The 26,176-nt window shown below is 63.6% G+C and carries 25 protein-coding genes and 1 pseudogene; 17 read left to right on the top strand and 9 right to left on the bottom strand.

The genetic code is table 11. From position 1 onward, the window contains the following. Positions 1-89: 89 nt before the first annotated feature. Complete coding sequence (locus tag SG26_RS02885; protein ID WP_008311571.1) at positions 90-461, top strand: 30S ribosomal protein S8e; 372 nt, start codon at positions 90-92, stop codon at positions 459-461. 55 nt (positions 462-516) lie between these two features. Here SG26_RS02885 and SG26_RS02880 read toward each other — a convergent pair whose 3' ends face one another. Beyond that, positions 517-1,515 (bottom strand): phosphate uptake regulator PhoU, encoded by a 999-nt coding sequence (locus SG26_RS02880; protein ID WP_014040827.1) that lies wholly within the window; start codon positions 1,513-1,515, stop codon positions 517-519. 308 nt (positions 1,516-1,823) lie between these two features. Here SG26_RS02880 and SG26_RS02875 point away from each other — a divergent pair, with 308 nt between their 5' ends. Genes SG26_RS02875 through pstB form a run of 4 tightly spaced genes read left to right on the top strand, consistent with a single transcriptional unit; the run spans position 1,824 to position 6,426 of the window. Beyond that, the gene (locus SG26_RS02875) at positions 1,824-2,819 is read left to right on the top strand and encodes a PstS family phosphate ABC transporter substrate-binding protein (protein WP_050036789.1); all 996 of its coding nucleotides are present in this window, start codon (positions 1,824-1,826) and stop codon (positions 2,817-2,819) included. Positions 2,820-2,870: 51 nt separating this feature from the next. Then, the gene (gene pstC / locus SG26_RS02870) at positions 2,871-3,803 is read left to right on the top strand and encodes a phosphate ABC transporter permease subunit PstC (protein ID WP_044951933.1); all 933 of its coding nucleotides are present in this window, start codon (positions 2,871-2,873) and stop codon (positions 3,801-3,803) included. A 19-nt stretch (positions 3,804-3,822) separates the two neighbouring features. Continuing rightward, entirely contained in the window at positions 3,823-5,523 is a 1,701-nt protein-coding gene (gene pstA, locus SG26_RS02865; protein WP_050036788.1) for a phosphate ABC transporter permease PstA, read from the top strand. A gap of 3 nt (positions 5,524-5,526) precedes the next feature. Continuing rightward, positions 5,527-6,426, top strand: coding sequence for a phosphate ABC transporter ATP-binding protein PstB (pstB, locus tag SG26_RS02860; protein ID WP_050036787.1), 900 nt, complete (start codon positions 5,527-5,529; stop codon positions 6,424-6,426). Positions 6,427-6,432: 6 nt separating this feature from the next. Here the strand turns inward: pstB and SG26_RS02855 are convergent, their stop codons facing one another. Both SG26_RS02855 and SG26_RS02850 read right to left on the bottom strand, forming a co-directional pair. After that, positions 6,433-7,278: a TatD family hydrolase gene (locus tag SG26_RS02855; protein ID WP_050036786.1), complete on the bottom strand. Its 846-nt coding sequence runs from the start codon at positions 7,276-7,278 to the stop codon at positions 6,433-6,435. A 53-nt stretch (positions 7,279-7,331) separates the two neighbouring features. Then, positions 7,332-7,778 carry an NYN domain-containing protein gene (locus SG26_RS02850; RefSeq protein ID WP_050036785.1) on the bottom strand — a complete coding sequence of 149 codons (447 nt, stop codon included), beginning with the start codon at positions 7,776-7,778 and terminating at the stop codon, positions 7,332-7,334. Between the two features lie 163 nt (positions 7,779-7,941). Here SG26_RS02850 and SG26_RS02845 point away from each other — a divergent pair, with 163 nt between their 5' ends. The 6 genes and pseudogenes from SG26_RS02845 (at position 7,942) to SG26_RS02820 (ending at position 17,561) form a co-directional block, all read left to right on the top strand. After that, positions 7,942-9,741: a PAS domain-containing sensor histidine kinase gene (locus SG26_RS02845; RefSeq protein WP_050036784.1), complete on the top strand. Its 1,800-nt coding sequence runs from the start codon at positions 7,942-7,944 to the stop codon at positions 9,739-9,741. Positions 9,742-9,967: 226 nt separating this feature from the next. Continuing rightward, positions 9,968-11,059 (top strand): glycine cleavage system aminomethyltransferase GcvT, encoded by a 1,092-nt coding sequence (gene gcvT, locus SG26_RS02840; RefSeq protein ID WP_014040819.1) that lies wholly within the window; start codon positions 9,968-9,970, stop codon positions 11,057-11,059. Continuing rightward, positions 11,056-11,433: a glycine cleavage system protein GcvH gene (gene gcvH, locus SG26_RS02835; RefSeq protein ID WP_014040818.1), complete on the top strand. Its 378-nt coding sequence runs from the start codon at positions 11,056-11,058 to the stop codon at positions 11,431-11,433. Before gcvT ends, gcvH begins: the two co-directional genes overlap by 4 nt. 106 nt (positions 11,434-11,539) lie before the next feature. Continuing rightward, positions 11,540-12,883, top strand: coding sequence for an aminomethyl-transferring glycine dehydrogenase subunit GcvPA (gcvPA, locus tag SG26_RS02830; protein ID WP_050036783.1), 1,344 nt, complete (start codon positions 11,540-11,542; stop codon positions 12,881-12,883). 82 nt (positions 12,884-12,965) lie between these two features. Beyond that, positions 12,966-14,386 (top strand): annotated as a pseudogene (gene gcvPB / locus SG26_RS02825) (aminomethyl-transferring glycine dehydrogenase subunit GcvPB). A gap of 76 nt (positions 14,387-14,462) precedes the next feature. Next, positions 14,463-17,561 carry a PAS domain S-box protein gene (locus tag SG26_RS02820; protein WP_050036782.1) on the top strand — a complete coding sequence of 1,033 codons (3,099 nt, stop codon included), beginning with the start codon at positions 14,463-14,465 and terminating at the stop codon, positions 17,559-17,561. Here the strand turns inward: SG26_RS02820 and SG26_RS02815 are convergent. From SG26_RS02815 to SG26_RS21490, 3 genes are all read right to left on the bottom strand, one after another. Next, complete coding sequence (locus SG26_RS02815) at positions 17,558-17,926, bottom strand: response regulator (RefSeq protein WP_014040814.1); 369 nt, start codon at positions 17,924-17,926, stop codon at positions 17,558-17,560. The genes SG26_RS02820 and SG26_RS02815 overlap by 4 nt on opposite strands. A 38-nt stretch (positions 17,927-17,964) precedes the next feature. After that, positions 17,965-18,168: a hypothetical protein gene (locus SG26_RS02810; RefSeq protein WP_014040813.1), complete on the bottom strand. Its 204-nt coding sequence runs from the start codon at positions 18,166-18,168 to the stop codon at positions 17,965-17,967. 68 nt (positions 18,169-18,236) lie between these two features. Then, positions 18,237-18,407 (bottom strand): hypothetical protein, encoded by a 171-nt coding sequence (locus tag SG26_RS21490; protein ID WP_004591646.1) that lies wholly within the window; start codon positions 18,405-18,407, stop codon positions 18,237-18,239. Between the two features lie 91 nt (positions 18,408-18,498). Between SG26_RS21490 and msrA the strand changes: the two genes are divergently transcribed. The 4 genes from msrA to SG26_RS02790 all read left to right on the top strand — a co-directional run bounded on the left by msrA (position 18,499) and on the right by SG26_RS02790 (position 22,081). Then, positions 18,499-19,167 (top strand): peptide-methionine (S)-S-oxide reductase MsrA, encoded by a 669-nt coding sequence (msrA, locus tag SG26_RS02805; RefSeq protein WP_014040812.1) that lies wholly within the window; start codon positions 18,499-18,501, stop codon positions 19,165-19,167. A 100-nt stretch (positions 19,168-19,267) separates the two neighbouring features. After that, a complete protein-coding gene (locus tag SG26_RS02800; RefSeq protein ID WP_014040811.1) occupies positions 19,268-19,804 on the top strand; it encodes a cob(I)yrinic acid a,c-diamide adenosyltransferase in 537 nt (178 codons plus the stop codon). Between the two features lie 87 nt (positions 19,805-19,891). After that, positions 19,892-20,866, top strand: a complete 975-nt coding sequence (mvaD, locus tag SG26_RS02795) for a phosphomevalonate decarboxylase MvaD (RefSeq protein WP_014040810.1) — start codon at positions 19,892-19,894, stop codon at positions 20,864-20,866. A gap of 69 nt (positions 20,867-20,935) precedes the next feature. Further along, the gene (locus SG26_RS02790; protein ID WP_050036781.1) at positions 20,936-22,081 is read left to right on the top strand and encodes an NAD(P)/FAD-dependent oxidoreductase; all 1,146 of its coding nucleotides are present in this window, start codon (positions 20,936-20,938) and stop codon (positions 22,079-22,081) included. 28 nt (positions 22,082-22,109) lie between these two features. Here SG26_RS02790 and SG26_RS02785 read toward each other — a convergent pair whose 3' ends face one another. Both SG26_RS02785 and SG26_RS02780 read right to left on the bottom strand, forming a co-directional pair. Next, complete coding sequence (locus SG26_RS02785) at positions 22,110-23,093, bottom strand: chemotaxis protein CheW (RefSeq protein WP_050036780.1); 984 nt, start codon at positions 23,091-23,093, stop codon at positions 22,110-22,112. After that, positions 23,090-23,995, bottom strand: a complete 906-nt coding sequence (locus tag SG26_RS02780) for a ParA family protein (protein ID WP_008311616.1) — start codon at positions 23,993-23,995, stop codon at positions 23,090-23,092. The genes SG26_RS02785 and SG26_RS02780 overlap by 4 nt, the downstream gene beginning before the upstream one ends. 170 nt (positions 23,996-24,165) lie before the next feature. Here SG26_RS02780 and SG26_RS02775 point away from each other — a divergent pair, with 170 nt between their 5' ends. After that, entirely contained in the window at positions 24,166-24,651 is a 486-nt protein-coding gene (locus SG26_RS02775) for a FlaD/FlaE family flagellar protein (RefSeq protein ID WP_014040806.1), read from the top strand. Between the two features lie 140 nt (positions 24,652-24,791). After that, the gene (locus SG26_RS02770) at positions 24,792-25,886 is read left to right on the top strand and encodes a rod shape-determining protein (RefSeq protein ID WP_008311619.1); all 1,095 of its coding nucleotides are present in this window, start codon (positions 24,792-24,794) and stop codon (positions 25,884-25,886) included. On the opposite strand, the gene SG26_RS02765 is transcribed toward SG26_RS02770, so the two are convergent. Continuing rightward, complete coding sequence (locus tag SG26_RS02765) at positions 25,883-26,068, bottom strand: hypothetical protein (protein WP_008311620.1); 186 nt, start codon at positions 26,066-26,068, stop codon at positions 25,883-25,885. The genes SG26_RS02770 and SG26_RS02765 overlap by 4 nt on opposite strands. Between the last annotated feature and the right edge of the window lie 108 nt (positions 26,069-26,176).

Below are 26,176 nucleotides of genomic sequence, written 5' to 3'. Positions count from 1 at the left end.
GTCAGAGCAACCGGTCGGCGCGGGGGTAACGATTACGATGGCGAGTCGGCATCGAACGGTTCAAGTAGCCGCTGGGTCTTCCTTCCCGTATGAAAGACCAGGGACGCTCCCCTCGCAAGCGGACAGGCGGCCGCCGACGACCGAACCACAAGAAGAAGAAACACGAGCTCGGCAAGGACACCGTCGAGACGCAGGTCGGCGAGCAGCGACTGAAGACCGTCGACTCCCGCGGTAACACCCAGAAGGTCCGTGCGGTCAAGACCGACGTTGCGAGCATCGCCGACGGCGCGGAAACCATCGAAGCGACCATCGAGAACGTCGTCGAGAACCCGTCGAACCCGAACTACGCCCGGCGAAACATCATCACGAAAGGCGCAATCCTCGACACCTCCGAGGGACAGGCCCGCGTGACCTCCCGCCCGGGACAGCACGGTCAGGTCAACGCCGTGCTGGTCGAGTAATCCGGCACGCAATCAGCTTTTTCGGCTGTTCACGGACTCGGAGCGACAGCGTCAGCTATGGCCGGGGAGCGGCCTTCTGGAGCGCGCTTTCGGCGATGTTGCCGCCGTAGTCGGCGGTTCGGGACAGCGAGTCGACCACGCGGCCAAGTAGCTGTGCGCTCTGTGGGTCTAGCTCCCTGACTTTCCCGTCTACCTCGCGGGCGGTTTCGTCGACTTCGGGGATGCGAGCACGGGCCTCGTTTGCCAACTCGACAGCCTCGTCGTTGTCGTCAGCCAACAGCGCATCCATCGCGGTTTCGGGGACGGCGATGGCCTCGGTTTCCAACTGATCGAGAAGGTCGGCAGTTTCGCCGGTGATTTCACCGATTTCCTGGGAGAGGCTGGCGATTTTGGTCGCGTGGTCAGCAATGCGCTCTAGCTGACGGGCGCTGGACTGATAGTCGAACACTGTCTCACGCGGGAAGCCGATTTCGTTGGCAGCCGTCGGATTGCGAAGGACGGTTCGGAACACGCGCGAGACCATGTACCAGAGGCGGTCCACGTCGTCATCGCGTTGTATAACGTCTTCGGCGAGGTCGTTGTCGTCCTCGATGAGCGCCTTGACGGCGTCTGAGAGCATCGTCAACGAAACCAGCCGCATACGCGTGATGGCGTTGAGAACGGAGAGCTCCGACGAATCCAGCAGGTCCTGCAGGACGACTCGGTCAGCCGTCTCCTCTATCATCTCGAGGCCGACCAGTCCCTGTGTCGCATCGCGGATGATGCGTCGCTGCTCGGCCGTTATGCGAGCGGCCTCCAGTCGGATGATGTCGAAGCCGCTGACGTACATCGTCATCACTGCCCGCGTGAGTTCGTGCCTGTTTTCGAGGCCGGTCACGTCTAGCGTTCCCTCGACGTGGTCGTCGCCGTGCTGTGGCGAGACCAGTAGCAGGTCGTCTTCGGCGTAAAACTCGACGATACTGCCGCTCTCGACACCATTCTCAGTCGCCCACTCCTTCGGTAGTGAGACAGTGTACGTGGACCCGCCCGTCAGCTGTACTTTGCGCGTCTCCATAGTACTACGAATACGCGCTGCAGATTTATAAAATATGCTGTGACTATATATTACTGATCGAAACTCTGACCTGTGCTGTCATGAAATAACGACACACGCTGCGGGCGCTACCCCGTGTAGTATGGTGTCAATATCAGGATCAACGAGTTGTTCTCTAACTGGGCCGCTATCGGGCTTAGACGCCCGTTACCCCGCTTTAGGCGCACGAGATAGCAACGCCATCAAAATATATAGTAGTATATAGTGTTTATATCCAGATATAGGGCTAATAGTAGGGTACTTATCCGCTCTCTAACTTCCATCAGGTGATGACAGATTCACCGAGCAGTGGTCTCTCACGTCGCCGATTTTTAACAAGTTCTGGTGCGATTGGGGCGCTGGCACTGGCCGGTTGTACGCAGAACACGAGCCGTGGCAACGACGGCGGCTCCACTGACAGCGGTTCTGACGGCCTCTCGGGGCAGGTCATTATCAAGGGCAGCAGTACCGTGTTCCCCATCTCCGACGCGATGGCCGAGGAGTTCATGGAAGAACACGGGAACGTCAACGTCACCGTCGACTCCACGGGGAGCGGCGGCGGCTTCGAGAACTGGTTCTGTCCCGGCGACTCCGATATCAACGGGGCTTCCCGCCCTATCAGCGACGCCGAGATAGAGCAGTGTTCGGGCAACGACGTCGAGCCTGTCGAGTTCGAGATCGCGGGTGACGCGTTGACTGTCGCGGTCAACAACGACGCTGACTGGGTCGACTGCATAACCTTCGACGAACTTCGCCAGATCTGGAGCGACGAAGCGGGCGTCACGAACTGGTCGGACGTGCGCGACGAGTGGCCCGATATGGAGATCGAACGCTACGGCCCGGCGTCGACATCCGGGACGTTCGACTACTTCAACGAGAACGTTGTCGGCGAGGACACCGAACACACAACCGAGTACCAGCCGACCGAAGAGGACGAGACTATCGTCAAAGGGATCCGTGACAACGAGGGTGGGATAGGGTATTTCGGCTTCGCCTACTACAACTCCAACTCCGAGGCGGTGAAAGCCGTCGAAGTCAAGGCCGAAGAGGGCGACGAATGTACCCCTCCGAGCCTGGCAAACGCCAAGGACGGTTCCTATCCGCTGGCCCGACCGCTGTTCATCTACGCGGCCGAGTCAGCGCTTCAGCGAGAGGAAGTGTACGAGTTCATTCAGTTCTACCTCGAACAGGCCGAAACCGACCTAGTGCAGGATATCGGGTACGTGCCGTCGAGCGCCGAGCAGCGCGACGAGAACCTCGAAAAGCTGGACGAGATCGCCGGCTAACACGGTCGAGAGCCGGCTTACTCACATGAGTACATTATGAGAGACAACACAATGAGTACCGAGACGCCCGGGCCGAATATTACGTCCAGACCGAGTGGGCGTGCAGCACGCGAGCGTATGTACCGATACGTCTTGCTCCTGTGTGCTGCCGCGTCGATTCTCGTCACCGTCAGCATCGTCGTGTTGCTCGCACGCGACGCGATTACGTTCTTTACGCTGGTGAACCCGGTCGACTTCTTCACCGGAACGGAGTTCCTCATCAGTCGGAACGTCTACGGGTTACTCCCGCTGTTGAGCGGCACGCTGTTGGTCACGGTGATCTCCGCCGTCATCGCACTCCCGACGGGTGTCGCGGCCGCGGTCTATCTCAGCGAGTACGCTAGCGACCAGATGCGCTCGGTGCTGAAACCGGGGCTGGAAATTCTGGCTGGTATCCCGACAGTCGTCTACGGTATCTTCGCGCTCGTGTACGTGACACCGTTCCTCCAGACCATCGGGCTCCCGGTGAACACGTTCAACATCCTCAGCGCTTCCATCATGGTCGGTATCATGATCATCCCGATGGTCTCCAGCCTGAGCGAGGACGCGATGAGTTCCGTCCCGGACTCGCTGCGACAGGCCGGCTACGGGATGGGCGCGACGAAGTTCGAGGTGACCACCGGCGTCGTCGTCCCCGCGGCAGCCTCGGGCATCTTCTCCTCGTTCATTCTCGCCCTGTCGCGGGCCATCGGCGAGACGATGATCGTCGTCGTCGCGGCCGGCAGCCGGCCCCGGATGCTGAACCTCTCGGACCCGCTTGCGAACCTCTTTCAGGGGTACCAGCCGATGACGGCGGCGATGGTCCAGATCAACAGCGCCGACAGCGTCAGTCAACTGGGCTTTACCAGTCTCTTCGCTATCGGCCTGACGCTGTTCGTCATCACGTTCCTGTTGAACCTGCTGAGCAACCGAATCGCGGCGCGATACCGGGAGGAGTACGAATGAACACTGGGGGACTGAACTGATGGCAACACGAGAACCTGAAACGGGCTGGCACGGGGAGAACAGCGATGTCAACCATCTTCGGGGGCGTGCCTTCGAGGCGACCTGTCTCGCGGCGACCGCGTTCGGACTCGTCTCCGTCCTGCTCCTCCTGCTGTTCGTCGCCAACGACGCGTTCCGACCCTTCTCGGCCGACGCAGGGTGGCTGGCGACCTACGCCGCGACGGTGCTGGTGCCGCTGGCCGCACTAGCCGTCTACTACTATCGACTCGACGAGCCGGCCGGCGAGGTCGCCTACGTCACCAGCGGACTCCCGGTCGTGGGACTCCTGCTCACGGGCGGGTTTGCGGTGCTGTTCATCGAACTGCTCTCCGTACTCGAGTGGTTCGCGCTCCTCATCTCGCTGGTCGTGTCCGGCGGCCTGATCGTTGCACACGGCCGACTGCGGCCGAAGGCCGCGCTCGAACGCCTCGCCGTGGTGCTCCTCGCTCCGATTATCACGGTATTCGGGCTGCCACCCACCAGGTTCAACTGGTTCGTCACCGACGCCGCCGCGGCGCTCGGCCTCGACTTCGGGCTGTACTATCGCGTAATAAGCCTCCGAGAAGCCATCATGATGCTCCCGTTCGTGCCCACGGACTGGGTCATGTTACTCCTGACGCTCGTGCTCCCAGTCGCCGGTGCCGCAGGCTGGTTCGTCGAACAGCGACGCGAGTCGCGGCGTGACGGCCTAGCCGTCGTCGGGCTGACGGCGGCAGTTGCGGTGCTGGGCGTCGTCGCCGGACCACTGCTGGGAATTGGGACCGACGTGTGGCTGCTCATAGTCACATTCGCCGTACTCCCGCTGGGTGTCTACGTGGAAGGCGTGCTCCGTCGTGGCGAAGGCGTCCGCGGCCTCGCCTTCCCGGTCGCCGCCGTGCTTGGCGTGGTCGTCGGCAGCGTCGTCACCGGCGCGCTCGGGTTTGCCGGACCGGACCCCTGGCTCGACTGGGGGTTCCTGACGAGCGCGACCTCACGGACCGCCGCCGATGCCGGTATCTACCCTTCGATGGTCGGCTCGGTGATGATGATTATCGTGATCGTGCTCACCACGTTCCCGGTCGGCGTCGGGGCGGCGATCTACCTTGAGGAGTACGCACCCTCCCAGGGGCTGATGGGCAAGTTCGTCACACTCATCGAAATCAACATCGGGAACCTCGCCGGTGTGCCGTCGGTCGTGTACGGCCTGCTCGGACTGGCGCTTTTCATCCGAGTTCTCCAGTGGCCCCAGGGCTCCGTCATCGTCGCCGGCCTCGCGGTCGGCCTGTTGATCCTCCCGATTGTGATCATCTCCGCACAGGAGGCGATTCGATCCGTCCCCGACTCGTTCCGACAGGCCTCCTACGGAATGGGGGCGACCCGCTGGCAGACGATCCGGCAGGTCGTCCTCCCTGAAGCACTTCCGGGCATTCTGACCGGGACGATACTGGCGCTGGGTCGGGCCATCGGCGAAACGGCCCCGCTGCTGATGATCGGGGCGGCGGCGTCGGTCCGGCTCGCGCCGAATAGCTTCTTCGACGTGGCGAGCATGATGCCACGCCAGATTTTCTCATGGTCGTCGGAACTGGACCCGTCGTTCCGCCACGGCGTGCTGGCGGCCGGCGTGATTACACTGCTTGCAGTGTTGCTGGTGATGAACGCGACAGCGATTGTCATCCGGAACCGGTATCAGCGAACAGGATAATTCATGACAGAGAACGAGATGACGAGCAACGAGAGTACCGAGCCCACACCGACCACTGAAACAGCCGCGTCGTCGCCGGACCCGTCCGGCGACCCCCTCGTCGACCAGTCGATCGACGTGGAGGGAACGGACGCGAACGCGGGCGAGACGGGGAAGCCAGTCATCGAGTCCCGCGACCTGAACGTGTTCTACGGCGAGACGCAGGCGCTACAGGGTATCGACTTGGCCATCCCGGAAAAACAGGTGACGGCCATGATCGGACCCTCCGGCTGTGGCAAGTCCACGTTCCTGCGGTGTATCAACCGCATGAACGATCTCATCGACGCGGCGCGAGTCGAGGGAGACCTCTACTTCGAGGGGAAAAACGTCTACGATGCCGACGTGGACCCGGTGGCGCTGCGGCGACGCATCGGAATGGTGTTCCAGCACCCCAACCCCTTCCCGAAGAGCATCTACGACAACGTCGCTTACGGCCTCCGGATTCAGGACCAGACGGAGGACATAGACGAGAAAGTCGAGACGGCACTCAAGCGCGCCGCACTGTGGGATGAGGTCAAAGACCAGCTAGACAAGAGCGCGCTCGACCTCTCGGGCGGCCAGCAACAGCGGCTCTGCATCGCCCGCGCTATTGCCGTCGACCCGGATGTCATTCTGATGGACGAGCCGGCGTCGGCGCTTGACCCGATTGCCACCTCGAAGATCGAGGACCTCATCGAGGAACTGGCCGAGGAGTTCACCGTTGTCATCGTCACTCACAACATGCAGCAGGCGGCCCGTATCTCGGACAAGACCGCCGTCTTCCTCACCGGTGGCGAGCTGGTCGAGTTCGACGACACGGACAAAATCTTCGAGAATCCCGATAGCCAGCGCGTCGAGGACTACATTACTGGCAAGTTCGGGTAGCCTGTACTATCGCTGTAACGTCGCTTCGGTGTCGATGCCGTACACCGCCTTCGGCGTCTCGACGTGTGCCGTTCTGACTGCGTCCTCGTGTCCGTTCTCCAGCAGCCAGCGGACACGCCGTGGCACCGTTTTCGGCCCCAGCACCGCTCCCGGGCGGTCCGGGTCGTCGATATAATCGGTCTCCATCAGGAACGGCTCGTCCGTCTCAACCGCAATCTTCAGTTCGTCCTTATCCGCAAGCACTGATTTGACTGGGCCACGGAGCCGCCCGCCGGAGTAGTGTTTGACGACCTGCATACGGTCGAGGCCACGGTCTTCGGCCCAGCCAGCCACTGCTTCAAAGTCTTCGCCGCCTTCGGTATGGAGCTGTATCGCACAACCTACGTCGGCGGCCCGTTCGAACCCGTGACACATCACCGCATTGGAGGCCTCCCAGACGGCGTCGTCAACGTCGTAGTGCGGTCGCCCGGACTTCATCGCGAGCGCGTCACCGTTATCGACGTACTCCGCCGCCACGTCGAGGCCGGTCTGCATGATGTCCCGTGCTTCCGGCGGCGTGTAGCCGTCATCAACGAGTTTCGAAATCAGCGCCGGGTGGACCCCGAGGACAGGCCAGGCGCGGCCGTCCAGTACCTCGGTCGCGGCGGCAGCGGCCTCGACGGTGAGGTCGAACACCTCGCGGAACGTCTCCGCCGCTGTCGCCTTCTCGACGAGGTGCCAGGACGGCTTGTTGAGCACTAGCAGGTGTGTGCCACCCTGTGAGGCGAATTCCTCGGCTGCCGCGACGTTCCGGCCGTTGACCGGATCGAGATGGAGGTGGTTGTCCAGTACCGGCGTGTCGTCGATGTCCATACGTGGCCAATGGCACTGGCGGAAAAAACAGTTGGCGTCACGGAGTTCGGCCCTCAGAGCGTCACTGCGTCTTCGGCCGCGTTGCGTAACGCGTCGGAGCGGCCATACTCTCCCGGCGCGATGGCGACCGTTTTGACCCCTTCCCGTGCGGCCACTTCCAGCGCCGGCTTGAAATCCGTGTCCCGCGAGGCGACGACCAAGATGTCGATCTGTCCCGAGGCGACGGCGTCTGTCGCGTCAACGGCGAGTCGCACATCGACGTCACCGCTGGTGGTTCGGACCTCGAAGCCGCGGGCCTCGGCGGCCTGAATCAGCCCCGGCGAGGCGTTCTGGTCGACGTAGAGGCGAGTCAACGCCAGCGGGCCGTATTCGACTGCAATGTCCCGGACCTCGTCGAGGTCGACATCGAACTCAGACCTGAGTACGTTCGGCCCGTCGACGAACAGTCCAACGCGCTGTTGCGAGTCTTTCTCCCCGAATATCCGACGAAACAGCTCCATGCGCCCTTTTCCCTGCCCGGTCCGCTTATGCGTGCCGCTTCGGTCGGTAAACCTTTTTCCGCTATATAGAATGGTGCGACACAAAGCTTAGGATGATTCCCCCCTCACACTATGGACGCACCACCGTCCACAGTCAGCCAGCAACAATGCGTGGGACTTGACTATGAGTGAAGGACATCTTCACGACCAAGACGTACTAAACGGGCTCTGTGAGATAATTTCCGATCCGGCTCTGGTCATAGACGCCGACGGCACCTTTGTCGATGTCATTCACAACGCCCACAACGGGGCATTGTTTTTCAAAGATCCGGAAACACTGCTAGGAGCGGATCTCTGGGATATTTTCTCTACAGCACAGGCCGACCAGTTCCACGCGATTATCGAGGACGTTTTACAAACGGGTGAACAGCAGGATATCGAGTACCAGCTATCGCTTGACCACGGAGAGCGATATTTCGAGGCTCGTGTCACGCCGGTCGGCGGTGATAACGTGGGGCGCGTGCTATGGCTGGCAGAAGATATCACACAGCGTAAGCGGCGGGAAGAAAAGCAAGCCCTCATTGAGCGTGTGTTTGAGGTCAGTCCGGTTGGCATCGTCGCCGTAGAACGATCTGGCAGAATCTCGCTAGCTAACGAGCGCGCCGAGGAACTGCTCGGTCTCGAACGCGAGAAAATCACTCAGAGACGATACACCCAACCGGAGTGGAACATATACTACGAAGACGGGACACCGATCCCCAATTCGGAACACCCAGTCACGCAGGTGCTTGACTCGGGTGAACCGGTGTTCGGGTTCGAGCACTGGATAGAACTTGCCGACGGGAGCGAGCGGTGGCTTTCGAGCAATGCCGCGCCGATACTGGGTGAGGACGGGACTGTTGAGCGCGTCGTCGTTGGTCTGGACGACGTAACGGGATTAAAACAGAGGGGGGAGCAACTAGAGTGGCTGGTCGGGACCGAAACCCTGGCCGACGTTGGCGGGTGGGAACTCGATCTGGAGACGGGTATGATAGAGGGAACTACCGGGATGAAACGCCTCTACGGGACGCCAGAGTACAATCCGACGCTTGAGGAGGCTATCGAGCAGTACCACCCCGACGATAGAGCGGTCGTTCGCGACGCGATCAAGACCTGTTGTGAAACCGGCGAACCGATGGAGATAGAGGCACGCCGCCAGACCGCGGACGAAACCGAGCGCTGGTTCCGACTCCGTGCGGAAAAAACTGTCCGGGACGGGACACCGAAACTGCGAGGCATCGTCCGCGACATCACGAAGGACAAGGAGCGAGAGCAGCGGCTAATGGTCATGAGTCGGATCCTCCGACACAATATCCGAAACAAGCTGACCGTGATACGGGGCAATTCGAGGCTCCTCAAGGAAGAACTCACCTCGTCTGAGCTCCCCGTTGATGCCACTAAGGGACATATCGATAGAATCGAAAACGCCTCGAAAGAACTCGACTCACTGGCCGAGCGGGCACGGTCGTTCGACCGTGTCATTGATCGAGACCTCCGAAGCGGGACAGTCCACCTCCGGCAGGTCTTCAATGATGTCCAAGATGACCTCACAGAACAGCACCCCAGAGTCACCATTGAAATCGCACCCACTGATGCGGAGGTTTCGGGTGACAGGATGGCTATCGACCTGGTACTGGAGATTCTCCTCGAGAACGCTCTGGAATACAGTGACCTGGCCGACCCAACTGTCGAACTTACGGCCGAAGAGACACCGTCGGGACAGGTGACAGTCAGCGTCGATACCGATGGCTCCGCGATACCCGAGATGGAGCGCAATGTCCTGGCTTCGGAGACGGAAGGGCCAGTGGCACACAGCCGTGGGCTCGGACTGTGGGCAGTCATGTGGCTTGCCCGACGACTCGGCGGGTCCGTGACGATGGACGAGGACCACGACGACGGCGGAACACCAGTCAAGATCGTGTTTCCGCAGGCGCGAAGCGAGTAAGGAAGACGACTGCTTATTTTCCGTCCCGGTTCTGTCGCTCCATCTATAGTAACAATTGAAACGATTTAACACTGATCGCACTGCCGTCGTGCGATCAGGTGTGCATTGATTTTCAATGGCTACTATACCGCAATCCGGGATTTGATATCGCCACATATGGTTTATCGCGAGGCCACAGGCGGTCAAGGGCCAAACGGTAAGACCACGCGGTACGAGAGGTCCGCGTATGACACTGCGGGCACCACCGCTCTCTGCGGTTCACCAGCGATCCGACGCTTCGTTCACCGATTTCGGCGGGTGGGAGATGCCGGTCGAGTTCGAGTCGATCCGCACGGAACATGAGGCTGTCCGGAGCGAAGCCGGGAAGTTCGACGTTTCACACATGGGACAGATAACCGTGTCCGGGCCGGACGCGGCGACGCTGACACAGCGGCTGACCACCAACGACGTGACCGTGCTGGACCCGGGCGAGGCCCAGTACGGGGCCATCACAGACGAGGACGGAATTATGCTGGACGACACCGTCGTCTACCGATTGCCCGAAGGCGCGGCCGACGAGTTCCTGTTCATCCCGAACGCCGGGCACGACGGGGAAATGACCGAACGGTGGCTCTCTGAGCGGGACGAGCGGGGGATCGACGCGACGGTGACGAACCGGACCGAGGAGTACGCGATGATCGCCGTCCAGGGGCCTGACGCGCCGGACCTGCTGGCAGCCGAGACAGATGTCTCGCTCGCTGCCCTGTCGCGGTTCGAGGTGGCTGACGGGGCTGTCGCCGGTGTCGACTCGTTGATCGCTCGGACGGGATACACGGGCGAACGCGGCTTCGAAATCCTCTGTCCGCCCGACGAAGCCGAGGCGGTCTGGGGCGCGCTTGAGTGCCAGCCCTGCGGGCTCGGCGCGCGCGACACCCTCCGGTTGGAGATGGGTTTTCTGCTCTCCGGGCAGGAGTTCCACCCGGTCGACGAGCCCAGGACGCCTTACGAGGCCGGTATCGGCTGGACCGTCAAACTAGATACGGAGTTCGTCGGTCGGGACGCACTGGAGGGCGTCGCCGCTGACGGTCCCGAAGAGAAGCTCATCGGCATCGAACTCATCGACCGCGGCGTCCCGCGTCACGGGTACGACGTGACGACGCCGGACGGAGAGCCGATCGGTCACATCACCAGCGGTACGATGAGTCCGACGCTGGGAGCGCCGATTGCCCTCGCCTACGTCCCGACGGCGTACGCCCAACCGGACGAGTCCGTCCGCGTTGTCGTCCGCGGCGAACCGAAGAAAGCACGTACCAGGAGCACACCATTCCTCGATAGATGAGCTTCGACGTTCCCGACGACCTGCGATATCTGGAGTCACACGAATGGGTACGCGTCTCCGGCGACACCGCTGAGGTCGGCATCACGGCGTTCGCACAGGACGAACTCGGCGACGTGGTGTTCGTCGAACTGCCCGAGGCAGGGGCGGAGCTGACCGCGGGCGAGGACTTCGGCGTAGTGGAGTCTATCAAGGCCGTGTCCGACGTGTACGCCCCCGTCTCCGGCACCGTCACAGCAGTCAACGACCGGCTCCGCGACGAGCCGGAACTGCTGAACGAGGACCCGTTCGGTGACGGGTGGATGCTTGAGGTCGAGATAGCCGACGAGAGCGACGACCTGCTTTCACCCGACGCGTACCGCGACCAGATCGAGTAACCCTCGGTGGCAGCGGTCCCTGCGGGGGTGAAAGGAGTAACCTAATGTGGGCACGGTCGCTAGCTGTCGATATCATGTCACCCCGGCGCTACTGGGTGGTTCTCCAATGAGCGATAGTGACTCACACGCAACAGGCAGTCCGTACGCACCGCAGACGGCCGCAGAGACCGCGGCGATGCTCGATGCAGTCGGGGCCGACGACCTCGAATCGCTGTTCGACGTTCCCGAGTCCGTCGCCTTCGACGGCGAGTTCGGTATCGACGCCCGGAGCGAGCGGGCGGCGCGCCGGGAAGTCGCCGGCCTCCTGGGCCGCAACGCCGACCTCACCGAGTTTCTCGGCCGCGGCCACTACGACCACTACGTCCCGAGCGTCGTTGACGACCTCGCCGGCCGCTCGGAGTTCCTGACCTCCTACACGCAGTACCAGCCAGAGGTCGCACAGGGCTTTCTCCAAGCGTTGTTCGAGTTCCAGTCGATGCTGGTCGAACTCACGGGACTGGGCGTCGCCAACTGCTCGATGTACGACGACGCGACGGCGCTGGGCGAGGCGGCGACGCTCTCCCAGCGCGTCCGTTCGGTCTCGGGCGACCGGATTCTGGTTCCCGAGCACCTCCGGGAGGGCAAACGCACCGTTCTGTCGAACTACGCCGAAGGACCGGCCCTCACGGTCGAGTCATACCCGATGACCGACGGCGTCGTCGACGTGGCGGCGCTGGCCGACCAGATAGGCGACGACACCGCGATGGTGTACGCCGAGTCGCCGACGGTCCGGGGCGTTATCGAGGAACGGCTCGGGGTTGTCGGCGACCTGGCCCACGACCACGAGGCGCTGTTCTGTCTCGGCTCGGACCCCATCGCGCTGTCCCTGCTGGAGCGCCCGGCCGATGTCGGAGCCGACGTAGTCGTCGGCGACGCCGCGTCGCTGGGGACCGGGACCGCCTACGGATTCGGCCTCGGAATGTTCGTCACCCGCGAGGAGTATCTGCGGCAGGTCCCCGGTCGGCTGGTCGGGGCCAGCGAAGACGCCGCCGACCGCCGCGCGTACACGCTGACGCTCCAGACGCGGGAGCAACACATCCGCAAGGAGCGGGCCACCTCCAACATCTGTACGAATCAGGCGTGGGTCGCGCTTCGGACTGCGATGCACGCCGCGTGGCTCGGCCCGGACGGACTGGTCGACCTCGCCGAGGACTGTGTGACCCGCGCTCGTGACCTATCTGACCGCCTCGACGACATCGTCGGCGTGAAAGCCCCGATTCACGGCCGCCACCACTTCCGGGAGTTCCTCGCCCGCACGGACCAGCCGGCCAGCGCAATCGTGGCCGACCTCGCGAGCGAGGGCTTCGCGGTCCACGCGGTCGACGACCACTTAGTGCAGGTGTGTGCGACCGAGACCACTGCTGACGCCACAGACGAGTTCGTGGCGGCGTTCCGGGAGGTGGCGAAGTGACACTCGCCTCGCGCTACTCGGCGAAACACCGTGAGACAAACCGCGTCCCACGAGCGTCACGCTCGACACGGGGGTGTCTCGCGTGAAATACGACCAGGCGCGCTGGACCGACGACAGCGACGACCGGTACGAGCCGCTGCTCTCGGAGAAAGCCAGCGAGACGGTCGACACCGAAGACTCGCCGCTGCCCGACGACCTGACGCGGGACTCGCTCTCCCTGCCGGACCCGGCCGAGCCTGAACTGGCCCGGCACTATACGCGCCTCTCGCAGATGAACTACGGCGTCGAGAGCGGGCCGTTCCCGCTCGGCTCGTGTACGATGAAGTACAACCCCTCCTTCACCGAGGACGTGGCTGCACGGGCGGACGCCGCCATCCACCCGGACCGGCCCGATTCGACGGTGCAGGGGACGCTGGCGCTGTGTCACCGCCTGCAGGATTACCTCGGCCGCATCGGCGGGATGGACGCGGTGACGCTACAGCCCCCGGCCGGCGCGGCTGGCGAGTTCACCGGGATACAGATAGCGAAAGCCTACCACCAGCATAACGACGACGAGCGCACGGAGGTCGTCATCCCGGACTCGGCCCACGGCACGAACTTCGCGACGGCGGCGATGGCCGGCTACGAGGTCGTCGAGCTCCCGAGCGGCGACGACGGCCGGGTCGACATCGAAGCGCTGGAGGCGGCTGTCGGCGACGACACCGCCGCGCTGATGCTCACGAACCCCAACACGCTGGGGCTGTTCGAGCGCGACATCGAGCACATCGCCGACATCGTCCACGACGCCGGCGGCCTGCTGTACTACGACGGCGCGAACCTCAACGCCCTGCTCGGGCGCGCTCGCCCCGGCGACATGGGCTTCGACGTGATGCACTACAACGTCCACAAGACGTTCGCGACGCCCCACGGTGGCGGCGGCCCCGGGCCGGCCCGGTCGGCGTCCGCGAGGAACTGGCCCAGTTCCTCCCGAACCCACACGTCAGAGAGCGCGGCGGCAACTACGAACACTACGAGCCGGACAACTCCATCGGGAAGGTCCACGGCTTCTACGGTAACTGGCCGGTACTGCTCAAGACCTTCGCCTACATCGCCAGACTTGGCGACGAGGGACTCCGGGACGCCAGCGCGAAGGCCGTGCTGAACGCGAACTACCTCGCCGAGCAGATAGAGTACGAGGTGCCATTTGGCCCGTTCCATCACGAGTTCGTCGCCAGCGCGGGCGAGCAGGACGCTGCTGACGCGGCCAAGCGGATGCTCGATTACGGCGTCCACCCGCCGACGACGAAGTGGCCCGAAATCGTCGACGAGGCGCTGATGACCGAGCCCACGGAGAGCGAAACCAAACGCTCGCTGGACCAGCTCGCGGCCGCGTTCAACGCCGTGGCCGGCGACTCCGACGCCGAACTGGCCGACGCGCCGTCGCGTCCGGCGGCGAAACGCATCGACCAGGCGACTGCGGCCCGAAACCCGCGGCTCTCCTGGCAAGCGCTTGACGACACGTAGCTGCTCGTTTCGACAATTGATACTCCCGCCCGAGCGTATATGCCACCCCGTTGTATAGCAGTTACAACGCAACGCTATGTCCGATACGCCGCACCTGTTGTACGTGGGTCTTGTCGACGCGGACACAGCCACACCTGACGCATCGGTTGCAGTTACGCCAGTCACCAGCGCGGCAGACGCGCTGTCGGAGCTGGCCGACCGCGACTACGCCGCCGTCATCTGCGAGCAAGAGCTCCCGGGGGACGAAACGGGTCTGGACGTGCTGGCGGCGATACGCGAGCAATACGACGCCCTCCCGATCGTTCTCTGTACGGCCGAACCGGACGGCGAGGTCGCCGCCCGTGCGACGCAGTTGGCCGTTACTGAGTACGTCCCGCGGAGCGATGTGGACCTGGCGACACGGGTCGGCGACATCCTGACAGGGACCGACACGAGCGCCGACAGTCCAGCCGATCCCATCGAGCGCAAGCACGAGCTACAGACGAACAACGCGGCGCTTCGGAAGCTAGCACAGCTCGCAACGGAAGACGGGCTCACGGAGACCGAAACGGTCGAACGAGTCCTCGAAATCGGATGCCAGCGGCTCGGCGTGTCACTTGGCTTTCTGAACCGGATCGCGGACGGGACACACGAGATCGCGGTAATGGTCGGCGATCACCCCCGCTTCGAGCCCGGGGCCACGACCCCGATTGCGGACACCTACTGTGATCGGGTCATCGAGACCGGCGAGATGTACGAGGTCGCCGACGCTACCGACGTGGCGGGCGGTCCACCAATCGCCCAGAAAACCGGGATGTCCTGCTATATCGGGAGCGAACTCAGCGTCAACGGGACGACCTACGGGACGCTGTGTTTCGCCGACAGCGACCCGCGTCCGGAGCCGTTTTCGGACTCGGAGCAGGCGTTTCTCGAACTGCTGACCGAATGGATGAACCGCGAACTCGAACGCCGCCGCCGCGAGGACGAACTCGAACGATACGAGAACATCATCGAAGCGGTCGACGACGGCGTCTATGCGCTCGACTCAGAGGGGTATTTCGAGTTCGTCAACCAAGCAATGACCGACCTCACTGGCTACTCCGAGTCGGAGCTGCTCGGCGCCTACACCGGGTTCATCAAGAACGACGCCGTCGTCGAGCGCGCCGAATCAATCGTTCAGGAGATGATATTCGGGGACCGCGACGACGAGGAATCGTTCGAGCTGGAGATCCAGCAGGCGTCGGGGAACTCGTTCCCCGCCCAGGACCACATGACGCTGCTGTACGACGACGACGAGCGATTCGCCGGGACCGCGGGCGTCATCCGGGATATCACGGAACAGAAACGGCGCGACGAGGCGCTGTCCGGACTGCTTGATACGACTCGGTCGCTCATGCAGGCCAAGACACCCCAGGAGGTCGCCGAAACAGTCATCGAGGCGACTGAGTCGGATCTCGGGTTCGACCACTCGCTCGTCAGGCTGTACGACGAGGAGGCGGACACACTCCGACCGGTCGCAGCCAGCGACAAGGTCCCGGAACGACCGGTGTACGACGCCGACGAAGGGTTCCCCGGCGACGCGTTCCAGCGCGACGAGCCGCTGATCGTTGACGAGTTCGAGCGGATCGACAACTACGACTCCGACGTGCTGACAGCGGTGATGTACCTCCCGATGGGGGACCACGGAGTCGTGAGCATCGGTGCGCGACAGGGCCACGAGTTCACCGAGTCGGACGTCTCCGTCGGCAAGATTCTCGCGTCCAATGCAGCCGCCGCGTTCGACCGCGTCGAGCGTGAGCGAAGCCTGTTACGGTACGAGTCAGTGTTCGAGAACGTCCGTGACATGATGTACGTCCTCGACGACGAGGGTCGGTTCCAGCTGGTCACCGAACCGCTCGCGGAGTGGCTCGGCTACGAGCGGGCGACGCTTCTGGGCCAGCATCCGCGCGTTGTTCTCGACCAGGACACTATCGACGAGTTCGCCTGTCGTATCGGCGACCTCTGCCGCGCGGGCGGAACCGGGGCGGTCCAGCTCGAAGCGGCGCTGGAAACGGCCAGCGGAGGGACGCGTCCGGCCGAAATCGAGGTCTCGCTGCTCGACGCGGACCAGTTCCGCGGCACTGTCGGCGTCGTCCGGGACCTGACCGAACTCAAGCAGGCGCGGGCAGAGCTGAAAGACGAGCGTGACCGGTTCTCGTACCTGTTCAACACGCTCCCAGACGCCGTCATCGAAACGGAGACGGTCGCGGACGAGTCGGTCGTCAGGTCGGTCAACCCCGCGTTCTCCGACGTGTTCGGGTACGGCGAGGACACAGCCGTCGACAGCCCACTCTCCGACCTCCTCCGACCACCGGACACTGCACACGACGAACTGCCCCAGTTCGACGACCGACGGGCGAACGGCGACCCCTTCCAGACCGAACTCCGACTGATGACCGAGACGGGGTTCCGTGACTTCCTCTTCCGGGGCGTGCCGTACAGCCGGGACGGCGACAGCGTCCGCGGGTTCGGTATCTACACCGACATCACTGAGCAGCGCGAGCGCGAACGCCGGCTGAAACTGCTCAACCGCGTCCTTCGGCACAACCTCCGGAACGACCTGACTGTCGTCCTCGGGATGGCTGACGCGCTGGACGAGCGAATCGACGACGAGGACCAGCGAGCCATTCTCCACAGACTTCAGCGAAAGGCGGAGGAGATGGCGTCGCTGAGTGAGCGGGCGCGCGACATGGAGCGTTCCGTTCGCCGCGACCAGTACGGCGCGGCCCCGGTCAACGTGCCCGCAACCGTTACGGATACCGTATCCTCGTATCACGACGAGTATGCCGGTGAAATCAAAACAGACCTCCCGGATGTGTCGGTTACGGCGGGTGATGGGCGGCTACACCGAATTCTCGGTGAACTCCTCGAAAACAGCCTCGAACATGCCGGCGACGACCCGTCGATTAGCGTCGACGTGACGGCCGACCAGCGAACCGTCTCAATCACTGTCGCCGACGACGGCCCGGGGATTCCACAGCACGAACTCGACGTCGTGACCGGCGACGAACCGATTACACAACTCCGCCACGGGACCGGCCTCGGCCTGTGGCTGGTCGTCTGGGTGACCGAAACCTACGGCGGCACCGTCGACTTCGCTAGCGGTCGGGACGGCGGGACAGTCGTCACGCTAGAACTGCCTCGGTTGGATACTTAGATGGCGTCGCGGATCCGGTCGGCGAGCACGCTGTACTGCTCCGTGCCCGTCCCCTTCTGAACCACGGCAGTGACGCCATGTTCCGCGGCAGCATCTGCGACGTCGTCGTACTCGCGGGCCGTAAACAGCAGGAACGGGATGTCGACGTCGTTCTCCCGGAGCGCGGCACATAGCTCCATCCCGTCGAGCCGGGGCATCTTGTAGTCACTGACGACGGCGTCGAAATCGCCGTCAGTTGCCAGGTCCAGTGCCGCCTCTGGGTCGGCTTCCGTCGTGATCTCGAACTCGTCTTCCTGTCCCAGAAACGTCCCGACGATGTCCAGAACGTCTACGTCCTCGTCTACCAGTAGGACCTCGATACTCATCGGTTCTAGGTCCGTGGTTCCCCGGTAAAAACTCTCGGTCACCGCATCGCATCCAGGTTGACGACGATGTCCTTGTCCACGGTAATCCACGTCGATAGCTTGGCAATGCCGGAGAGCCCCCGCGGTGACACGGTACAGCGGTCCGGTTCGCCGGTGTACTCAACCACGGTCATCGACAGGTCGTGCGGGGCCTGCGTTCGCTCGGCGGTCGCGTTTCCCGCACCGTCCGGGTCGAGACTCATCGGTAATGGATACCTCTCAGGGACGGTGTAAAACGGCTGCTAAGAGGTCTCTATACCGCTCCGGAGAGCTATGCCGCCTGGCCGGTGTCGACTTCGCCGTCGATGCGGACGAACCCGTAGTCACACTCCGGGCAGTGCCACTTGATCTTGGTCCCCAGGTGCATCGTCGTGCTCGCGACCTTCCAGAAGTCGCGGTACTCTTCGCATTCAGGACAGTAGTGTTCGAGTTCGAGGCCCATATCCAGTTGTTTCCGCGGGGGTACAGTTGAATTTCCCGGTTCCACTCGGGGCGTCGAAGGGGGCAAACCGCTCGAACCCCTGTATCCCAGTATGATTCCGAGTGCGTACGAGCCGACTCATCCGACCGAACTGGCCGTCGACGCTGAATCGCTGCCGCCGTCGGCGACCGAGACGGCGACGTTCGGCATGGGCTGTTTCTGGGGGCCAGACGCCCGCTTCGGCGCGACACCGGGCGTGGTCAGGACACGAGTCGGCTACGCCGGCGGCACCGACCTGGACCCCAGTTACTACTCGCTGGGCGACCACACCGAGGTCGTCCAGGTCGAGTACGACCCCGAGGCGGTGCGCTACGAGGACCTGCTTGCCGTGTTCTGGGCGAACCATACGCCGTTTTCCGCCCCTCGGAAACGCCAGTACCGCGGCGTGGTGCTGGCTCATAACGATCAGCAGCGTGAAACCGCCAAGCGGACGCGCGAGGAACTCGAATCGCGGACGGGTAGGTCAGTCGAGACGGCCATCGAAACCCTCGACCAGTTCTACCTGGCGGAAGACTACCACCAGAAGTACGAACTCCGCTCGACGCCAGTGGTCGCCGATGAACTTGAAGATATCTACGGCGATGCGTTCGTCGATTCGACGGTCGCCGCCCGGCTCAACGGCTTCGTCGCTGGCCACGGGGACGACGCCGAGCGCGAGGCGCTGTTTGCCGAACTGGATATCTCACCGGCTGCGCTCTCAGAGGTCCGCCGCCGGCTCTGAACACGGAGCTAGCGGTTCACAGTCGCCACGGGGCTCGGCCGCCCGCGCGCCCCAACGATTCGCCCACGGCTATAAGACGCTGGCAGTGCCAGATCCAGCTATGACTATCTACACCGGCCGCGGCGACCAGGGCCAGACTGATCTCCGGAACATGGAGCGGGTGTCGAAGGACAGCCGCCGCATCGAGGCGTACGGCACCGTCGACGAAGTGAACGCACTGGTCGGCGTCGTCAGGCCGACCGGCCACGATGACATCGACGAAAAGCTCCGCGTCATCCAGAACCACCTCCACATCGTTCAGGCCGACTTCGCCAACCCCGACCCCGACGAGGACGACCCACGGATACAGGAGTCCCACGTCGAGACGCTCGAAGACCTCATCGACGAGGCCGATTCGGAGCTTGACCCGCTCGAATCGTTCATCCTTCCCTCCGGATCGGAGCCGGGGGCGAAGCTCCACCACGCCCGCGCGGTCTGTCGGCGCGCAGAGCGCCGCTGCGTCTCCTTTGCTGCCGAGGAGGCCGGTGTCAACGAGACGGCTATCATCTACCTGAACCGGCTCTCGGACGCCCTGTTCACGCTCGCCCGCCTCGTCAACAAGCGGGAGGGCATCCGCGAGGAGAACCCCGAGTACTGAGACGACACCTCCCGCGCGGCCGCCGTCAGTACCGCGTCGGCGACGGCGGTTCGCAATAGCAAAGTGACCGGCCCGGAAGGGTGAGGTATGAAAGCGACCGCGAAGGCACATCCGATTCAGGGGCTGGTCAAGTACCACGGGATGCGAGACGAGGAACTGCGACTGCCGTACCACGACAGCATCTCCGTCTGTACCGCACCGAGCCACTCGAAGACGACGGCCGCCTTCGACCCGAACCGCGAGGAGGACGTGTACGTCATCGACGGCGAAACGGTCACCGGCCGCGGGGCCGAGCGTATCGACGCCGTCGTGGACCACGTCCGCGACCTCGCGGACATCGACCACGGCGTCCGCTTCGAGTCGGCGAACAACTTCCCGACGAACATCGGCTTTGGCTCCTCCTCGTCGGGCTTTGCCGCCGCGGCAATGGCCCTCGTTGAGGCGGCGGGCCTTGACATGACACGACCGGAAATATCGACCGTCGCCCGGCGCGGCTCCTCCTCGGCCGCTCGCGCGGTGACGGGCGCGTTCTCCCACCTGCGGACCGGCATGAATGACAAGGACTGTCGGAGCGAGCGCATTGAGACGGACCTCGAAGACGACCTGCGGATCGTCGCCGGGATGGTCCCATCCTACAAGGAAACCGAGGAAGCCCACAAGGAGGCTGCCGAGAGCCACATGTTCGAGTCGCGGATGGCCCACATCCACGGCCAGATCTCGGACATGCGCGACGCGCTGTACGACGGCGATTTCGACGCCGTCTTCGACCTCGCCGAGAAGGACTCGCTGTCGCTGGCCGCCGCGACGATGACCGGTCCCGCCGGCTGGGTGTACTGGCAGCCTCGCACCATCGAGATTTTCAACGCCGTCCGGGAGCTCCGGAACACCGAGGACGTGCCGGTGTACTTTTCCGTCGACACCGGCGCGAGCGTCTACATCAATACGACTGAGGAGTACGTCGGCCGCGTCGAAGAGACGGTCGCCGACTGCGGCGTCGACACCCGCGTCTGGGATGTTGGCGGCCCCGCACAGATTCTCGACGAGGACAAGGCGCTGTTCTGAACCGGCACTGATCGAATCGTCGCTCCCGAGCACAGGGTTAACCCGACGCCGTCCTAACCGGAGAACACAATGCGCGTCGCCGTTCTCGGAGCCGGATACGCCGGGCTCACGCTCGCCAGAAAGCTCGAACAGACTCTCCCCGATAGCGTCTCGCTGGTCGTCGTCGACGAGGAGCCCGAACACCTCGTCCAGCACGAACTCCACCGGGTCGTCCGCCGGCCGTCGCTGGCCGACGAGATCACTGTCGACCTCGACGCTGTCCTCGACTGCGAGGTCCGACAGGCAACGGTCACGGACGTATCGACCGACGAAGGGACGGCGACGCTTGACGGCTCGGAGACGCTGTCCTACGACGTGGGGGCGGTGTGTCTCGGTGCACGAACGGCCTTCTACGACCTTCCGGGCGTGCGCGAGCACGCGGCGCCGCTGAAGCGCCTCGACGACGCCCGCGAGATCCGCGAGCAGTTCCTCGACCTCGGCGACGGCGACCGCGTGGTCGTCGGCGGCGCTGGCCTGTCTGGCGTGCAGGTGGCCGGCGAACTGGCCGAAATGGCCTCGGACAGCGATATCGAGGTGCTGCTGCTCGAACAGGAAGACGCCGTCGCGCCGTCGTTCCCGGCGTCGTTCCAGTCGGCCGTCCACGACGCGCTGGTCGACGCCGGCGTGACAGTCAGGACCGGAACGGGCGTGACCGGAGCCGATGCCGACGCGATTGCGCTCGAGGACGGCACGGACCTAGCGATGGACCAGTTCGTCTGGACCGGCGGTATCGAGGGGTCGCCAGCGCTCGATGCCGACCGCCCCGTCGTCCGGGCGGACCTCCGACTCGGCGAGTCGACGTTCGCCGTCGGCGACGCCGCCCGGGTCGTCGACAGCGACGGCGAGGCCGTGCCGGCGAGCGCGGCGGCGGCCATCCGCGAGGCCCGCGTGGCCGCGGACAACATCGGGACGCTCGTCGACCAGCAGCAGGGTGGCCCCGGCGATTTCCAGCCCCGACTGACCCAGTACCAGTTCAATGTCCCAGGGTGGCTCGTTTCGGTCGGCGACGACGCCGTGGCGAAGGTCGGCCCCTCTATCCTCACCGGGCGGGCCGCGCTGGCGCTCAAGACGACTGTCGGCGCGGGCTATCTGGGAACAGTTGGAGCCGTCCAGAACGCGGTCGATCTCGTCAGCGAGGAGTTGGACCTCGATGCGAGGGACACGAAACCCGAATAAAGTACCGCAAAAACCGTAGATCGGCGCGTCAGTCCTCGCCGTCCGCGGTCGCGTTCCCGAGCACGTCGTCGGGTTCGATCCAGATGACGAACTCGTCTTCGCCGTCGCGGTCGACGACGCCGTTGATGTACTCGCCGTCGACTGGGGCGGTGTTCACTTCAGATTCGGCGACGGGGACGACCTGTCGGACCTCGTCGACGATCCAGCCCATCGCGCCCTGTTCCTCGAACACACCTGCGTCGAAGACGACGATGAGATTCTCGGTCCCATCGCTGTCGATGTCCATCATCTCCTTGGGGTTGAGAATCGTCGTAATCTGCCCGCGGAGGTCGACGACGCCCTCGACGTAGTCTTCGGTGTTGGGAACGCGGGTGACCGTTTCGCGCTTGACGATCTCCTCGACGTAGTCGATGTCGAGACAGTAGTACTCGTCGCCGAGCGCGAACTCGAGTACCCGGACCATCTCTTCCGTCTGGGTCGCGTCGTCGTCGATAGCCGCGGCGCGAGCGCCGCCTTCGGTCGTGGCGGTGTTGTCCGACGCCATCGCCTCCTCGATGAGTTCCTGGTCCGGCAACTCGACGCCGGTCGGCCCCTGCATCGGGCTGGCCGACGCCGAAAGGTCGTCCGTCGGCTGGTCGGCAACACCGGTGTCGTCGTTCTCAGTGGACACCTGGGCGGAGGCCTCAGCCGCTCGCTGTGCGGCGGCCATCGCGTCAGTGTCGCTCTGATCAGTCGCTGCGCCGTCGGCGCCAGTGTCGCTGCCGCCGTCGTCGGTGGCCTGTTCATCGGCAGCACCCGCTTCGTCAGCCGCGTCATCGCTGGCGGCCGCTGAGTCCGTGGCAGCAGCCTCGGTTGCTGTCTCCTCGGTTTCGCCCTCGTCGGTGGGCTGCTCACCGGAGCCGTCCGCGGAGGCGTCGTCTGTCTCCTCGGTGTCGTCGGTGGTTTCTGCCTTGTTCCCCTCGCGCATCTGCCGGATGCGCTCCGCCCTGTCCATGCGTTCGTCGTCACTCATGCTGGTACCTCTGTGTCGGTAAAGCCGAACTGCTCGTCGAGTTCAGCGGCGATGTCCTCGAAGACGGCCGCCATGTCACACGATTCCTCGGTCGCGAAAATCGATTGGCCGGCGCTGAACGCGCGCTGAAGCGCTACCCGTTTGCGGACCTCCCAGACCGGGCTGTCCGGGAACGCCATGTTGAACCATTCGAGCATCGTCTCGTCCTCGGACGTGGTCTCGACCCGATTGGCGACGACGCCGAGCGTGTTGATCGACGCGTCGGTCTGGCGCTCCATCGCGGCCATCTGATCCATCAGCAGTTCGATGGCCCGCTCGGAGGTGGCTTCTGTCAGTGCGGGGATGAGGACGTTCTGTGCGGCGTACATGCCGGTGTCGGTCAGCTTCCCGTAGAACGGCGGGCAGTCGATGATAACGTAGTCGTAGTCCCCGTTGAGCGTCGACAGCGCCCGGTCGAGCGTGTCGAGCGCATGTGACCCCGTGACCATCTCCGGCGTGATGTTGATCGCGAACGAGGCCAGCGCGGCCTGATCGATATCCCCGCCCTGGGTGTTGACCCGGGCGATGAGGTCGGCGATGGTCAGTTCGTGCTCGGCCTGGAGCATATCGATGCTGGAGGGGATCACGTCCATCTCCTCGCCTTCGCAGATAAGCTCACCCAGCGCCGATGGGTCGCCGGTCAGTGCGTCGAACAGCGTCGGGGGGTCGGCGTCGTACGCCTCGACGAGACCCACGCCTTCCGTGGCGTTGCCCTGGGGATCGAGGTCGATAAAGAGGACGTCCCGGCCGCGGTCGTTCAGTGCACCGGCTACGTTGATAGCAACTGTCGTCTTTCCGGTCCCGCCTTTCGCGTTGGTCACACAGAAGCGGGCTGGACCGGTTTCTGATTGCCGGTTCATCATCCAAGTGTCCACAGGTCGACTCCGAGTCACTATAAAAATGTGGTCCCGATTATCAACGTCGCAACTGGGGGACGGAACGCGGACGAGACGGAAACACCCGCGAGCGTGTGCATGACGGCCGTCTGACGGTGTGCAAGATTTATGATTGTGTAGATTGAAGGGTCAGTATCATGACTATCAACCCGCGCGACTACGACCTCGACGAGTTACGGAAGATGGCTCGTCAGCGGGGGAACGGGATGAGCGACGAAGACGTCCCGGACCCGACGGGCCTCGACATGGGCCTTGACGACTCCGACGAAGAGGTGCTTGCGGGGAGTTCGTTCCGCTCCGGGCTGTACCGTGAACTGCTGCCGTTCCTCGGCGGCGACGCCAACGAGAAGCCCTATCTCGAAACATTGCCCGAGACCTACGCCGCGGAGTTCGTGGTCTTCGAGTGGCTGGAGTTCCTGCTGATGCACTCCGGGTATCAGGGGGCCGACGAAGCGCTCGATTACTACCGCTCTATCGACTGGATCACCGAGGACGTACAGGACGACCTCTCGGACTATCTGCTCGGCATCGACGAGTCGGCGACGAACGACGACAACGAACTGAGCGTCGACGACCACATGCTGAGTCTCGTCTACGTCGCGAAGCTCACTGCGATGACGTAACGCTCGTTTTCAGCACCAGCTCTTTCCTTCGAATCCCCGCTACCGAGGGGGTTTCAGTATCAGCCACCTGAGAGGACAGCTATCAGTCCTGAATACTAGGGAGAGGATATATATCGGGCGGTCGACAAGGACGACCGTATATGAGTGACGAGGATGCGGACGACGGCACCGGGTCCGAATCGGACGCCGGTGTGTCGTCGGACGGCGCTGCCGCTGTTCCGGTCGGGGTCAAACTCGGGAGCACCCGGACCGTCATTGCCCTGCCGGGCGAACACGGCACGGAGAACCGAATCATCAAGACACTGACGTGCATGGCGACGTACGAGGACGCCCTGACCGGCGAGGAGAAGATCCTCTACGGCGAGGAAGCGGCCCGCGAGTATCCGGACCGCGTCGAGTACATGCTTCGGTCGGGACTCCCCGAGGACGCCGACCGGGCCGAGATGACCAAGACGTTCTTCGAGGCGATAATCGAGGAGCATGACATTCCGGCAAACAGCGGCGTCGTGTACGCCATCCCGACTATCGACAACCCGACCGGGCTGGAGAACCTGCAGAACGTCATCGAGAACTCCTCGATCGGGCTGGAACTCGTCGAGAGCTATCCGGAGTCGCTGTGTGGCTCCATTCCGGCCTTCGGTGACGACCTGGAAGCCATCGACGAGATCTTCGTCGCCGTCAACATGGGGTCGACGAACCTCGAAGCCTCCGCGTACCGCCGCGGTGAACAGCTCTCTCCGTTCACGACGGGTGCGGTGACCGGGAACGAGGTCGACCGGATGATCGCCAACTACGTCGAGGAGGAGACCCAGGGCCGGGTCAACATTGACAATCAGACTGCCCGCGAATATAAGGAGGAACACGCCGACTTCGTCGATTTCGAGCCGTTCACGGACATCATCCAGCAGCCCGGCGGCGGCTCACACGAGTTCACCATCGAGCGCTCGGTGATGGACGCGGTCAACGAGTACCTCGACGATGCTGTCGACGAACTGGCGAACACGTTCTTGCCGGAGCTGGCGAACGACTACATGAAGGTGTACCAGCTAGCACTGGACCGGCCGATCGCCATCACCGGCGGCATGGCCTGTATCCCCGGCATCGTCGACGAGTTCGAGGAGCGACTCAGTGCGGAGCTGAACCGCGACATCGAAGTCATCGCCGCCGACGAACCGGACGTCGCGCCGACCATCGGCGCACAGCGGATCGCGGCGCGTCTCGTCGAGACCAACTAGGGGTTCCGCCAGCAGTTCAGCCACCGTTCGATTCTGGGCTCAGACTGTGCCATTTCGTGACCACGATCGGTCGAGAGCAGTTCGAATACGTCAGTGTCGATTCCGAGACGGGTCGCGTCGGTCGAGAGACCACCACCCTGTCGCTCCTGAGACGAACCCCCGCTGAGACGGGTACGTGGCATGTGGCCAAGTACGGAGACATGATACCTAAAGCCAAGTCAGACAGCCGTCTGCCGGCTGACGCACGGTAGGGAGTCACGGCGTAGTCGACAGGGCTGCCGTGACCGAGG

The organism is Haloarcula sp. CBA1115, assembly GCF_000827835.1.
Classification (GTDB): domain Archaea; phylum Halobacteriota; class Halobacteria; order Halobacteriales; family Haloarculaceae; genus Haloarcula; species Haloarcula hispanica.
This window is presented reverse-complemented; position numbering and strand designations above follow the sequence as displayed.